General features: G+C 70.8%; 11 protein-coding genes. 3 read left to right on the top strand and 8 right to left on the bottom strand.

The window, feature by feature from the left end:
* The first annotated feature begins 31 nt into the window (after positions 1-31).
* Positions 32-1627, top strand: coding sequence for an NAD(P)/FAD-dependent oxidoreductase (locus AB0B86_RS20640; protein WP_357419300.1), 1596 nt, complete (start codon positions 32-34; stop codon positions 1625-1627).
* A gap of 169 nt (positions 1628-1796) precedes the next feature.
* Here AB0B86_RS20640 and AB0B86_RS20645 read toward each other — a convergent pair whose 3' ends face one another.
* The gene (locus tag AB0B86_RS20645) at positions 1797-3377 is read right to left on the bottom strand and encodes a Rieske 2Fe-2S domain-containing protein (RefSeq protein ID WP_357419304.1); all 1581 of its coding nucleotides are present in this window, start codon (positions 3375-3377) and stop codon (positions 1797-1799) included.
* Between the two features lie 257 nt (positions 3378-3634).
* Here AB0B86_RS20645 and AB0B86_RS20650 point away from each other — a divergent pair, with 257 nt between their 5' ends.
* Positions 3635-3856, top strand: a complete 222-nt coding sequence (locus AB0B86_RS20650) for a DUF2631 domain-containing protein (RefSeq protein ID WP_272616168.1) — start codon at positions 3635-3637, stop codon at positions 3854-3856.
* Between the two features lie 77 nt (positions 3857-3933).
* Here the strand turns inward: AB0B86_RS20650 and AB0B86_RS20655 are convergent, their stop codons facing one another.
* The 3 genes from AB0B86_RS20655 to AB0B86_RS20665 form a co-directional block, all read right to left on the bottom strand.
* Positions 3934-5217, bottom strand: a complete 1284-nt coding sequence (locus AB0B86_RS20655; protein ID WP_357409168.1) for a DivIVA domain-containing protein — start codon at positions 5215-5217, stop codon at positions 3934-3936.
* Between the two features lie 31 nt (positions 5218-5248).
* Entirely contained in the window at positions 5249-6406 is a 1158-nt protein-coding gene (gene rlmN / locus AB0B86_RS20660) for a 23S rRNA (adenine(2503)-C(2))-methyltransferase RlmN (RefSeq protein WP_357409170.1), read from the bottom strand.
* Positions 6407-6509: 103 nt separating this feature from the next.
* A complete protein-coding gene (locus tag AB0B86_RS20665) occupies positions 6510-7934 on the bottom strand; it encodes a phosphatidate cytidylyltransferase (protein ID WP_357419310.1) in 1425 nt (474 codons plus the stop codon).
* A 372-nt stretch (positions 7935-8306) separates the two neighbouring features.
* Between AB0B86_RS20665 and AB0B86_RS20670 the strand changes: the two genes are divergently transcribed.
* Positions 8307-8750: a hypothetical protein gene (locus AB0B86_RS20670; protein ID WP_357419311.1), complete on the top strand. Its 444-nt coding sequence runs from the start codon at positions 8307-8309 to the stop codon at positions 8748-8750.
* A 73-nt stretch (positions 8751-8823) separates the two neighbouring features.
* Here the strand turns inward: AB0B86_RS20670 and frr are convergent, their stop codons facing one another.
* The 4 genes from frr to rpsB form a co-directional block, all read right to left on the bottom strand.
* Positions 8824-9381 carry a ribosome recycling factor gene (gene frr / locus AB0B86_RS20675; protein ID WP_204943784.1) on the bottom strand — a complete coding sequence of 186 codons (558 nt, stop codon included), beginning with the start codon at positions 9379-9381 and terminating at the stop codon, positions 8824-8826.
* A 68-nt stretch (positions 9382-9449) separates the two neighbouring features.
* Positions 9450-10217, bottom strand: a complete 768-nt coding sequence (pyrH, locus tag AB0B86_RS20680; RefSeq protein ID WP_030335195.1) for a UMP kinase — start codon at positions 10215-10217, stop codon at positions 9450-9452.
* Between the two features lie 161 nt (positions 10218-10378).
* The gene (gene tsf / locus AB0B86_RS20685) at positions 10379-11206 is read right to left on the bottom strand and encodes a translation elongation factor Ts (protein ID WP_357250343.1); all 828 of its coding nucleotides are present in this window, start codon (positions 11204-11206) and stop codon (positions 10379-10381) included.
* 134 nt (positions 11207-11340) lie between these two features.
* Positions 11341-12258, bottom strand: coding sequence for a 30S ribosomal protein S2 (gene rpsB, locus AB0B86_RS20690; RefSeq protein ID WP_357409177.1), 918 nt, complete (start codon positions 12256-12258; stop codon positions 11341-11343).
* Positions 12259-12729 lie beyond the last annotated feature (471 nt).

Below are 12729 nucleotides of genomic sequence, written 5' to 3' on the forward strand. Positions count from 1 at the left end.
TGGGCCGACCCGCGGACTAGGCTGCGGCGGCATGAGCAGTGAGATTCCGGCCCGCGCCGATGTGGTGATCGTCGGCGCCGGGCACAACGGTCTGGTCTCCGCAGTGCTGCTGGCCCGCGCCGGCCTGGACGTCCTCGTGCTGGAGGCCGCCGACGTGATCGGCGGCGCGACCCGCACCGAGAACCCGTTCCCGAAGGTGCCCGCGCTGCGGCACTCCACCGGCTCGTACCTGCTCGGGCTGATGCCCCCGGAACTGCTCGCCACACTCGACGTACGGATCCCGGTGCTGCGCCGCGACCCGCACTACTTCCTGCCCACACCGGGCGGCCCCGGTTCGCCGTACCTGCTCTTCGGCAGTGACACCGCCGCCACCCGGGCGCAGCTCGCCGAGTTCTTCTCCCCCGCCGACGTCGCCGCCGACGACGCCATGCAGGCCGAGTTGGCCGCGCTGCGCGAGGACCTCGCCCCCGCCTGGCTGGCCGAGCCACTCACCGTCGAGGAGACCGCCGAACGGCATGTCCGCCCGGCGCTGCGGCAGGTCTTCGTCGACCTGGTGCGGGGCTCGGTCGCCGACTACCTGGCCCGGTTCGAGTTCCGCTCCGAACTGCTTGTCAGCATGTACGCGGTCACCGACGGCCTGTCCGGGCTCAACGCCGGACCGGACGACCCCGGCACCGGCCACAACTTCCTCGTGCACAACATGTGCCGGCTACCCGGGTCGGGCGGCACCTGGATGATCGCCGAGGGTGGGATGGGCACCGTCTCCCGCACGTTCGCCGACGCCGCCCGTGCCGCCGGGGCGACAATCCGGACCGGTACGCCGGTGCGCGCGGTGACCCTGGACGGTGGCGCGGCCAGCGGAGTGGTGCTTGCCGACGGCCGACAGGTCGCCGCCCGGGTGGTGCTCGGCGCGTGTGACCCGTACCGGCTGATGGACCTGTTGCCCGACGGCGCGCTCGCGGCGCCACTCGGCGATCGGATGGCGGCGGTCCGCCGCCCCGGCACCACCCTGAAGCTCAACCTGGCGCTCATCGGGCTGCCGCGCTTCGCCTGCCTGCCGGCGGACGCGCCCAGCCCGTTCGGCTCGACAATCCACCTGCTGCCCGGCTCGGCGTCGCTTGTCGGCGGGGACACCACCTCACCGATGACCGCGCTGCGCGGCATGTGGGCGGACGTGCAGGCCGGGCGGCTGCCGGCGGAGCCCACGATCGAGTGGTACCTGCACACGACTGTCGACCCGTCGCTCTCCGACCCCGCCGGGCACCACTCGTCGGCGCTGTTCGTCCAGTCGGTGCCCTACGAGTTGGCCGGCACCACCTGGGACGCGGAACTGCCCGGCTACACCGACCGGCTCATCGGGATCGTCGAGCGGTACGCCCCGGGCACCGCCGACCTGATCGCCGACGCGGTGCCGCTGGCCCCACCCGGCATCGAGGCGCACTTCGGCATCACCGGCGGGCACATCCACCACGTCGACAACACTGTCTCCTTCACCGACCGGATGCCCTACGCCACCGGGATCGACGGCGTGTACGCCGGCAGCGCCGGCTGCCACCCGGCCGGGAGCGTCATCGGCGCCGCCGGCCACAACGCCGCCCGCCGAATCCTCACCGACCTGTCCTCCTAACCCCACCCCCGGCCCCCGGCCCGCCCGGCCCGCCCGGCCCTCGCCCCCGGCCCGCCCGGCCCTCGCCCCCGGTGATCATGAAGTTATTGCCCGCCGCATCGGCGTGTCGCAGCAATAACTTCATGATCAACCGGGCTCAGGGGTGGGGTTGGGGCTCAGGGGTTGGGGGTTAGATGGTGGCTTCGCCGGCTGGGGCTGGGGTTTCGGCGTCTACGCGGTGGGCTCTCACCTTGTGGCCGACGCTGGTCAGGCAGCGGCCGGAGGGCAGGTCGAAGCGCCAGCCGTGCAGCTGGCAGGTGAGCTGGTCACCCTCGACGATGCCGAAGCGGGTCAGGTCCGCCTTCAGGTGCGGGCAGCGCCGCTGCACCACCCAGTCGCCCAACGTGATGTCCTCGGCGTCGGTGCTGCGCTCGTGCTCGTCGTACCAGCCCTCGGCGTACTGGAGTCGCTCCTCGGAGAGGCACTTGAAGAACGCGTAGACGAACTCGTTGTACTGCCCGATCCGGGCCGCCGAGAACCGGCAGGACAGGAAGAGCGAGTTGACCCAGTCCACCTCGTCGATGAAGAGCAGGTGCTCGATCAGCGACCGGTCGGTACGGAATCGGTAGCGGACCTTCTCCTCGGCGTACGGCCGGACCTCCTTACCCGGGAAATCCACAACTATCGACTCGACGCTCTCGCCGTCGTAGCCGACCAGGTCGAAGCGGACCGGGCCGCCCACCCCCTTGGCCAGGTAGATCGACTCGTCGAGCAGCGGTTCGATGCGCCGCTTCATCTCGCCGAGCACGTCCACCTCGGGGTGCCGCCAGGACGCCTTCTCCGCCTCGATGATCGGGCGCTTGCGCTCCCGCATCTCCTCCAGGTGGGCGACCTTGTTGGCGAAGAACTCCTGCACCGGCACCGGGTGGGTGGTGCTCGCGCCCTCGGTGGTCACCTCGGCGACGCTGCCCGGCAGCAGCACGATGCCGTTGGTGCCGCCGACCTTGGCGTACTCCGACAGGAAGACGGACTGGTCGGGGAAGATGTTGCCCTCGTCGCCGTGGATGTCGTTGAACTGCCACAGCGCGTCGTCGAGGAAGCACGGCGGGCCGGCGATCGGGAAGACGTGGTCGGCCTTCAGGTCGTCGATGTAGCGCCACGTCCGGTCGAACTGCCTGTCGCGCTTCTGCTTGCCGAACGCGGTCTTCGCCGCCTGCGGCAACTCGTAGACCATCGGGTACCAAATCGCCCCGGAGAACTGGAGCAGGTGCGCGTGCACGTGCCCCAACTCGGCGAAGACGCTCAGGTCGGTGGGGCGGGCGTCGTTCTGGTTGAGCAGCCGCACCCCGTCGTACTCGACCCAGAGCGAGGAGTCACCGATCGGCCCGTCGGTCGGGCTGGTCAGCGCCTGAATCATGATCTTCAGACCGCCGGGCAGCTCGACGACCTGCTCGTTGGGGGCCTTCAGGAACTTCGTGAAGCCCAGCGCCCGGAACTCGTCCTCCATCTCCGAGGTCGGGAACTCCGGGAGCAGGACTGTGGCGTCCTTCGAGACGAAATCCCGCAGATGCTTCGCGTCGAAGTGGTCCCGGTGCAGGTGGGAGACGTACAGGTAGTCGACCTGGCCCAGGCTCTCCCAGTCGAGCAGGGAATTGTCCGGGAACGGAAACCACGACGCGAAGTAGGCCGGATTGACCCACGGGTCGCACAGGATGCTGCCCGCGGCCGTGTCGATCCGCATGCTGGCGTGCCCGGTTCCGGTCACTCGCACCGCACAGTCCCCCTCAAACAGACAATCAGGTGTACGCCAAACGCTACCGGAGCGAGTCTGACCGCCGCCCCGCGACGCCGGTAGTGCCGTTCGACCCAGCCAGAACGGGCTCAGCCAACCGGGGCACCGCCGGCCGGCTCCGCTTCTGGTCGGACCCTGCGCCGGGGCCGGCACGAGTTCTGGTCGGACCCTGCGCCGGGGCCGGCACGAGGCGTGCCAGACTAACCAAAGATCCGATCGCGAGGGAAGGACCGACAGTGGCAGGAAGCGAGCCGGTAACGTCGCCAGACCAGCACAAGCCCGGGCACCGCAAGGCCGGGCAGATCGGCGCCGTGCTCTCCGCACTGGCGCTGCTGGCGATGATCTGCGGCAACCACGAGGGCAAGGTCGAGGACATCTGGCTGATCGGCCTGGCCGCACTGCTGCTGATCATCGTGATCGGCGACGTCGTGCTGCGGCGCAACGGTCTGCGCTCCTGACCCGACCCGCACCCGGACGACAACGCCGAGGGCCCGCCCCCACCCGGGGGACGGGCCCTCGTCCGTACGCGTCGGCGTCAGCGCCCGAAGAGGATGTCCTGCACGTCCTTGAGCGCTGCGTCGACCTCAGCCTCGAAGTAGCCACCGGGCACCAGGCCGAACCGGAGCGTGTCCAGGTCCTTCGGGTCGACCGGCATCGGGTTGCGGCGCTGCATGCCGCCGAGCAGAGTGTCGAAGAACCTGTCCACCTGGTCGGGGTCGTACCCGCTGCCGAAGCGGCGTACCTGGAAACTCCGGCGGATCTGGTCGACCCGGTAGAGATCGCTGCCGGGCGGGCCAGCCATCGGCGGGCCAGCCATCGGGGGGCCACCCATCGGCGGACCGGCGACGGCGGGCGGACCGGCCATCGGCGGGCCACCGATGCCCTGCTGCGGCAGCGGAGGCGGACCGGCGGGGCCCCGGCGCATGTCACGCAGGTCCCGCTCCGGCATCCGGATCTCCGCGGTCATGTCGGCGCGACCGCGCCGCCCGGCCTCGAAGCCGTCGAAGCGCGGCTCCTCCGGGTACCCGCCGGGCGAGCGCTGGTCGTCCGGCCCGTATCCACCGGGCGAGCGGTGATCGTCCGGCCCGTACCCACCAGGTGCGCGGTGATCGTCCGGCCCGTACCCGCCGGGGCCGCGCTGGTCGTCCGGGCCGTACCCGCCGGGGCCGCGCTGATCGTCGGGGCCGTAACCGCCGGGCCCGCGCTGGTCGTCCGGGCCGTAACCGCTGGGGCCGGCGGGCAGGCCGCGCGGCGGAAGCCCGTGGCCCGGCATCGGGCCGGGGTTCATCGGGCCGCCAGGGCCCATCTGAGCACCGGGGCCCATGGGGCCGGGACCGGCCTGGCCTCGCGGCGCGTCGTAACCGCCCCGGGGGGCGTCGTACCCACCGGAGAAGGCACCGGTCGGCTCGTCGTATCGGCCGTAGCGGTCAGCGGGCGGACCGGCCTGGGCGGGCATCGGCCGGGGCGGCATCGGCTGCGGGAGCATGCCCCGGTCATCGCGCGGCGGTGGCCCCATCCGGTCCGGTGGACCCATCCGGTCACCCATGCGGGGGTCGCCACCACGACCGGCGCTGGTGCGCTCCTCAAGCTCGGCCAACTGCCGCTCGACCCGGTCCAGGTGCAGGTCGACCTGCCACTCGTCGTAGCCGTTGAAGCGGACCCGGAAGACGACGTCGTGGACCTCCTGGGAGGCTACCGGCGCGCCGACCTGACGGCCGTCGAGCGTCGCCTCGACCCGGTCGAGGAAGGCATCCACCTCGTCGACCTTGTATCCCCGGCGGAGCGCCTTGCGCCGGAAACGCTGACCCTGACTCGCCACTATGTCTCCTGGTCTCGTTCGCCACGCCCGGTCACGCCGGTGCCTCTCCGGCGCGGTCGGTGTTGGTGTCGTTGTCCTCGGCGGCGGCGAGCTGACCACACGCGCCGTCGATCTCGCGACCTCGGGTGTCCCGTACGGTGGTGGACACCCCGGCGTCGCGCAACCGGCGGACGAACTCCCGCTCGACCGGCTTCGGGCTCGCGTCCCAGCGGCTGCCCGGCGTCGGATTGAGCGGGATGAGGTTCACGTGGGCCAACTTGCCGGCCAGCAGCCGCCCGAGCAGGTCGGCTCGCCACGGCTGGTCGTTCACGTCCTTGATCATCGCGTACTCGATCGACACGCGACGGCCCGTCCGGGCGGCGTAGTCCCACGCTGCGTCCAGCACCTCAGCTACCTTCCAGCGCTGGTTTACCGGCACGAGTTCGTCGCGCAGATCATCATCGGGGGCGTGCAACGACAGCGCAAGGGTCACTGAGAGGTCTTCGCTGGCCAGTCGGCGGATGGCCGGAACCAGGCCGACAGTGGATACGGTGATGTGCCGCTGGGACAGGCCGAGCCCCTCAGGAGCTGGGCTGACCAGGCGACGGATGGCCGCGACGACCCGGTTGTAGTTGGCCAGCGGCTCACCCATGCCCATGAACACGACGTGGGACAGCCGCGGCGGGGAGCCGGCCACCGCGCCGGAGGCCGCCACGCCGGCCAGATAGACCGCCTGGTCGACGATCTCGGCGGTGGACAGATTGCGGGTCAGCCCGGCCTGGCCGGTCGCGCAGAACGGGCAGGCCATGCCGCAGCCCGCCTGGCTGGAGATGCAGACCGTCACCCGGTCCGGATAGCCCATCAGCACGCTCTCCACGAGCGCGCCGTCGTGCAGCTTCCACAGCGCCTTGCGGGTCGCACCGTCGTCGCAGGCCAACTCGCGCACCGGATTGAGCAGCGTCGGCAGCAGCTGCTCGGACAACCGTTGCCGGGTCGCCGCGGGCAGGTCGGTCATGGCCTCCGGGTCGCGGACCAGCCGCCCGAAGTAGTGGTTCGACACCTGCTTGGCGCGGAACGCCGGCTCACCCAACTCGGTCACCAACGCCTGGCGGCCGGCCAGGTCCAGATCGGCGAGGTGTCGTGGCGGCATCGAGGCCCGGCGCGCGGCGGGGGCGTCGGAGAGGACGGGGATCAACGGCAGGCTCGTCATGGCTGGTCCAGTGTGTCACGCCCTCGGCGGCAAGCGTCGCTCCGGAGCCGCCGAACCGGCCGCGACCGCGGAGCCGGATGACCAGGGCGCCGTGATTCATACCTCAGTTCACCATCGGAACGAAGATCGCCAGCAACAGGTAGGCGGTGGGCACCGCGAACAGGATCGAGTCCAGTCGGTCCATCAGGCCACCGTGCCCGGGCAGCAGGTTGCTCATGTCCTTGACACCGAGATCCCGCTTGATCATCGACTCGCCCAGGTCACCGAGGACCGCCGCAACGGAGACGGCCACCCCGAACACGGCACCCCACCAGGGTGCCAGCTCGAACATCAGCCACAGCAGCAGCGCGCTACCCAGGGCCGCGGCGGTGACCGAACCGGCGAAACCCTCCCAGGACTTCTTCGGGCTGATCGACGGCGCCATCGGGTGACGCCCGAACGAGACACCGGCCGCGTAACCGCCGGTGTCGGAGAGAACCACCGCGACCAGGGTGGCCAGGATCCGCATCCAACCGTCGTCGGGCGCCGCCGCGAGCAGCGCCGCGAAACCGGCGAGGAACGGCACGTAGACGGCGATCAGGGTGGCTGCGGTGATGTCCCGCTGGAAGCCGGCCGGACCGTCACCCAACCGCCAGATCATGGTGCCGAGCACTGTGACAAGCAGCCCCAGACTGAGCGCGTCCGGGCCGGCGAACCAGGCCAGACCCACGGTCAGCACACCACCGGCGATCAACGGCACCAGTGGCGGGTGCGCGCCGCTGCGGCGGACCGCCCGCGCCATCTCCCAACTGCCGACGGCCACTGCGGCGGCGATCACCGGCAGGAACGCCAATGGATAGAAGACCAGCGGCACCACGATGAGCGCACCGAGGGCGAGCCCCACCCCGATCGCCGCCGGCAGGTTGCGCCCGGCCCGCCCGTTGCCCACCTGCTGGGTCGCCGGCCGGTCGACGCTGGCCCGCCGTCGGCCCTTCGGCCGTCGGCCAGCGGGCAGCTCCGGCTCGGTCACCGGCGGTGGGTCCGGCGCCAGTTCGGCCCCGATGGGCTCGAGCAGCGCGGTCGGGTAGTCGGCGTCGTCGTCGTAACGGACCGGCCCGTCGAACGGTTGCGGGCCGTCGTACCGGCCGGGCTCGGCGCGCCGCTCCGGGTCACCGGGGCGGGTCGGGGCGCCGTCCGGGCCAAGGGGCGGACGATCGCCGTACCGGCCGGCGCGACCCCGGTCGTCGTACCGGTCGGACTGGTTCCGGTCGTCGTCGTGGCGGTCGCGGTCGTCAAAGCGGTCGTGCCGGTCGCGGTCGTCGAAACGGTCGTCCGGGCGGACCGCGCGGCCACGCTCGTCGTACGGGTTCGTCGGGTGCGGGTCGGCGTGCGGCCGGGTACGCGGGTCGGCGTACAGCTCAGGGCCGGCGGCGGGACGGCGGCTCCACTGACCGGCTTCCAGCTCCTGCTCGGGCCAGGGCAGGGCCACCTGACGCTCCGGGTGCTCCCAGCCGCGAGGCTCGCTGCCGTAGGGGTCGGGGTGGGACATCACGCACCGCGACGGGGCGCGAGAACCACCACATGACGCAAGACCACAAGCATCCCCTACACGTGCGATGTTCCTCCGATTGACCGCCCCGACGGTCGGTCGATCCCCGGTGTTCACCGCCCGGTGGCCGGGAATCCTGCCGAGCCTACTGCACCCGCCGCAACGGCACGGCGGACGAGGCACGGCGACGGGCATCGCCCCTGGCCGGCAGGCCCGCGCGGCACGGGACCACCCATCCGGTACGCGGATCCGCAGCCATCGATCCGACTCGTTCCCGGCACTATCGGTTACTGCGTCGACAGCCCCGAACGTGGTCCGCTGATGGCGCGTCGGCCGCAGTCGGCGTAACGCGACGGGGGAAGGATCACCAGCATGCACAAGGTCGGTCTGGCGTTGCTGACGGTGGGCGCCATGGTCCTGGGAGTGGCGTCGCCGGCCGCCGCGACCACGGCACAGACCACGATCACCATCGATCGTCTCGCCAGCGGGTTGTTTCCGTTCGAGCCGCCCTACGGCGATCCGTCGGTGACGTACCCCGCGACCCGCGTGACCGCCACCGCCCGCAACTGCCCGGCCGGCGTCGTCCTCATGTCGGCCTCGCTCGTGCAGGACGGCCTGCCGACCCTCTGGGCCACCGGGGGGCACGGCGCCGGCGAGATCGTCTGCGACGGCGGCACCGTCGAGCTGACAATGGCCTTCGCCCGGATCACCCCGGCGGTGCACCCGGGTCGGGCCACCGCCCACTTCTCGCTGCGGGACGCGGACACCGGCGAGGAGTTCGCCGCGAGCACCCGGACCGTCCGAATCCCCTGCTGACGTACGACGCGAGGCCCGGCCCTCGATGAGGGTCGGGCCTCGGTCGCAGCGCGCCCGAGCGGCGGGCGGACGGTCACACCTCGAGCAGTTCGGTTTCCTTGTGCTTGACCAGGTCGTCGATGTTGGCCACGTAGCGCTGGGTCAGGTCGTCGAGTTCCTTCTCGGCGCGGCGACCGTCGTCCTCGCCGGCCTCGCCGTCCTTGACGATCCGGTCCAGCTCTTCCTTGCCACGGCGGCGAACGTTGCGGATCGCCACCTTGGCCTCCTCGCCCTTGTGCCGGGCCACCTTGATCATGTCGCGGCGGCGCTCCTCGGTCATCTGCGGGAGCAGGATGCGCAACTGGTTGCCCTCGTTGTTCGGGTTCACCCCGAGGTCCGAGTCGCGGATCGCCTTCTCCATCGCATTGATCTGCGAGTTGTCGTACGGCTTGATGATGGCCATCCGCGGCTCGGGAACCGCGATGGACGCCATCTGGGTCAGCGGCGTGGGCGTGCCGTAGTAGTCGATGATGACCTTGGAGAACATGGCGGCGTTGGCGCGACCGGTACGGATGGCGCCGAACTCCTCCTTGGCGTGCTCAACCGCACGCTCCATCTTTTCCTCGGCCTCGAGGAGGGTGTCGTCGATCACCGGTCTCCTCGCCTCCTTCTGTGCTCGTGGTGGGCTCTGCTGAAGTTATCGTCCCGCAGGGCAACGGCTCAGGCGGTGATCAGGGTGCCGATCTTGTCGCCACCCACCGCGCGGATGATGGTGTCGTCACCCTGCGCGCCGAAGACCAGCATCGGCAGGCCGTTCTCCATGCAGAGGCTGAACGCCGCCGCGTCGGCCACCCGCAGGTTGCGGCGCAGCACCTCGGAGAAGGTGATCGAGTCGAGCTTGCTGGCGGTGGGATCGATCCGCGGGTCGGCGGTGTAGACGCCGTCCACGCCGTTCTTGCTCATCAGCACCACGTCGGCCCGGATCTCCAGAGCCCGCTGGGCGGCCACCGTGTCGGTGGAGAAGTACGGCATTCCCGCGCCGGCGCCGAAGATGACCACGCGGCCCTTCTCCAGGTGCCGGATCGCCCGCAGCGGAATGTACGGCTCGGCGACCTGGGCCATCGTGATGGCGCTCTGGACCCGGGTCTCGATGCCTTCCTTCTCCAGGAAGTCCTGGAGCGCGAGGCAGTTCATCACGGTGCCGAGCATGCCCATGTAGTCGGCGCGGGCCCGGTCCATCCCGCGCTTCTGCAGCTCCGCGCCGCGGAAGAAGTTACCGCCGCCGACCACCACGGAGACCTGCACGCCGCGGCGGACCACTGTGGCGATCTGCCGGGCGATGGCCTGGACGACGTCGGGGTCGACGCCGATCGCGCCGCCACCGAACACCTCACCGGAGAGCTTCAGCACCACCCGGCGGGCGCGCCCCGGCGGCGGTGCCGTCGGATCGTCCAGCTCCAGCGTCCGGTCACTCACAACCTGCGTCATCCGCCCCGCCCTTCCCCACGCGCACGCCCCGTGCGGCGCGTACCGCGAACCTGCCGCTGCCGACCCTATGTGACGAGGAGGCCGCGGTGCCTGTCACGTACACCGGCGGCCTCCTCGTTTACGTCTTCTGCCCACGGGCGCACCTGGCGCCCGGCGGCGGCTCAGGCCTGGCCGACCTCGAACCGCACGAAGCGGGTGACCTCGATGCCGGCCTCGGCCAGCAGCTGCTTCACCGACTTCTTGTTGTCGGCCACCGACGCCTGCTCGATCAGGACGTAGTCCTTGAAGAAGGAGTTCACCCGACCCTCGATGATCTTCGGCAGTGCCGCCTCGGGCTTGTTCTCCTCGCGGGCGGTCTGCTCGGCGATCCGCCGCTCGGACTCGACGACCTCGGCCGGAACCTCGTCCCGGGTGAGGTACTTCGGCCGCATCGCGGCGATCTGCATGGCCACACCACGGGCGTCGGCGTCGCCCGCCTCGTCGCTCTTGCCGGTGTACGACACCAGCACGCCAACGGCCGGCGGCAGGTCCTGGGCCTTGCGGTGCAGGTAGACGGCGGTGGTGCCCTCGACCCGGGCGAACCGGTTGAGCACCAGCTTCTCGCCGATCTTGGCGGACTGCTCCTGGATCAGGTCCGCGACGACCTTGCCGTCGAGCTCGGTGGCGAGCAGTTCCTCGGCGGTGTTCACGCCGGCGCGCTCGCCGTGCTCGACCAGCTGCTGGGCCAGCGCGATGAACGACTCGGTCTTGGCGACGAAGTCGGTCTCGCAGTTGAGCTCGAGCAGCGCCTTGCCGGAGTGGGCGACCAGGCCGTTGGCGGCCGTGCGGCCGGCCCGCTTGCCGACATCCTTGGCGCCCTTGACGCGCAGGATCTCGACGGCCTTGTCGAAGTCGCCCTCGGCCTCGGTCAGCGCCTTCTTGCTGTCCATCATGCCGGCGCCGGTGAGGTCGCGGAGCTTCTTGACGTCCGCGGCGGTGATTTGGGACATGGCTCTCTCTTCGGTGTTGAGACGGCGTGTGGATGGTCAGAGGTGCCGGTTACCCGGATCCGGGCGGATCGTGCCCGGCGTACCGCCGCTGCCCGCCGTCCGCGAAAACGGACGGCGGGACAGCGACGGTGCGATCACTCCGCGGTGGCGGCCGCCGGCTGCTCGGTGGCGGCCTGCGCCGGCTGCTCCGGGGTGGCGGGCTGCTCGGCGGCGGGCTGCTCGGTCGCTGCCGCGGCGGGCTGCTCGGCCGGCGCGGCCGACTCGTCGGCCTTCTTCGGCTCCAGCAGCTCGCGCTCCCACTCGGTGAGCGGCTCGTCGCTCGCGACGCCCTCGGGCTTCTCGTCGTTGCCCCGGCGGCGGCCGGAACGCGCGATCAGACCATCCGCGACGGCGGCGGCGACGACCTTGGTCAGCAGCTCGGCCGAACGGATCGCGTCGTCGTTGCCCGGGATCGGGAAGTCGACCTCGTCCGGGTCACAGTTGGTGTCCAGCACCGCGATCACCGGGATGCCCAGCTTGCGGGCCTCGTCGACGGCGATGTGCTCCTTCTTGGTGTCGACGATCCAGACCGCGGCCGGCAGCTTCTGCATGTCCCGCAGACCACCGAGGGTGCGGGTCAGCTTGATCTTCTCGCGGGAGAGCTGCAGGGTCTCCTTCTTGGTGTAACCGGCGGCGGTGCCGCTGAGGTCACCCAGACCCTCCAGCTCCTTCATCCGCTGGAGCCGCTTGTACACGGTCTGGAAGTTGGTAAGCATGCCACCGAGCCAGCGGTGGTTGACGTACGGCTGGCCGACCCGGGTCGCCTGCTCGGCGATCGCTTCCTGAGCCTGCTTCTTGGTGCCGACGAACAGGATGCTGCCACCCTCGGCGACGGTCCCACGCACGAACTCGTACGCCTTCTCGATGTACTCGAGGGTCTGACGCAGGTCGATGATGTAGATGCCGTTGCGCTCGGTCATGATGAAGCGCTTCATCTTCGGGTTCCAGCGTCGGGTCTGGTGCCCGAAGTGGACACCGCTCTCCAGCAGCTGGCGCATGGTCACGACGGCCATGGTTGGGGTACTCCTCAAGATCCCTGGTTGTCACGCCCGGCCGGTGGCCGGGCGTCCTGGCGCCTGGTCGCCGACCCATGGTGGACCCGACCAAGATCGGGACCAGGGAGGCCGTCGCTCCACGACGATTCGTGAAGAGGGCGCGCGAGGTCGACCGCACGAGGCGGTCGCCAGTTGGCCAGTGTACGCCCCTCGCCCGTTCAGCCGCCCCGGGGTGCGCGCGCCCGCGTCCCCGGCCGGCGTGAGCCCGGACCCGCGTGAGCCCGGACCCGCGTGAGCCCAGGCCAGCGCGAGCCCAGGCCCGCCCGGGCCGGGGTGGGGCGTGCCCCGGGGCCGTGATCAACTCGGGTTCCTGAAAACCGGGGCGTCGCAGTGGCTTGGGCTCAAGTGGTTGTTGCAACGGGGTGGATTCTCGTCAGGATGAGGGGTCATGCCGGGGCAGAGGTTGTCGTCCGTTGAGCGGGCGCAGAT

The sequence above is a fragment of the Micromonospora sp. NPDC049047 genome (assembly GCF_040649135.1).
GTDB lineage: Bacteria > Actinomycetota > Actinomycetes > Mycobacteriales > Micromonosporaceae > Micromonospora.

Bases quoted from the DNA above. Each gene is read 5' to 3' on its own strand.
- AB0B86_RS20640 (WP_357419300.1), top strand. From the start codon at position 32: ATGAGCAGTGAGATTCCGGCCCGCGCCGATGTGGTGATCGTCGGCGCC.
- rlmN (WP_357409170.1), bottom strand. From the start codon at position 6,406: ATGACGAGCCTGCCGTTGATCCCCGTCCTCTCCGACGCCCCCGCCGCG.
- AB0B86_RS20665 (WP_357419310.1), bottom strand. From the start codon at position 7,934: ATGTCCCACCCCGACCCCTACGGCAGCGAGCCTCGCGGCTGGGAGCAC.
- AB0B86_RS20670 (WP_357419311.1), top strand. From the start codon at position 8,307: ATGCACAAGGTCGGTCTGGCGTTGCTGACGGTGGGCGCCATGGTCCTG.
- pyrH (WP_030335195.1), bottom strand. From the start codon at position 10,217: ATGACGCAGGTTGTGAGTGACCGGACGCTGGAGCTGGACGATCCGACG.
- tsf (WP_357250343.1), bottom strand. From the start codon at position 11,206: ATGTCCCAAATCACCGCCGCGGACGTCAAGAAGCTCCGCGACCTCACC.
- rpsB (WP_357409177.1), bottom strand. From the start codon at position 12,258: ATGGCCGTCGTGACCATGCGCCAGCTGCTGGAGAGCGGTGTCCACTTC.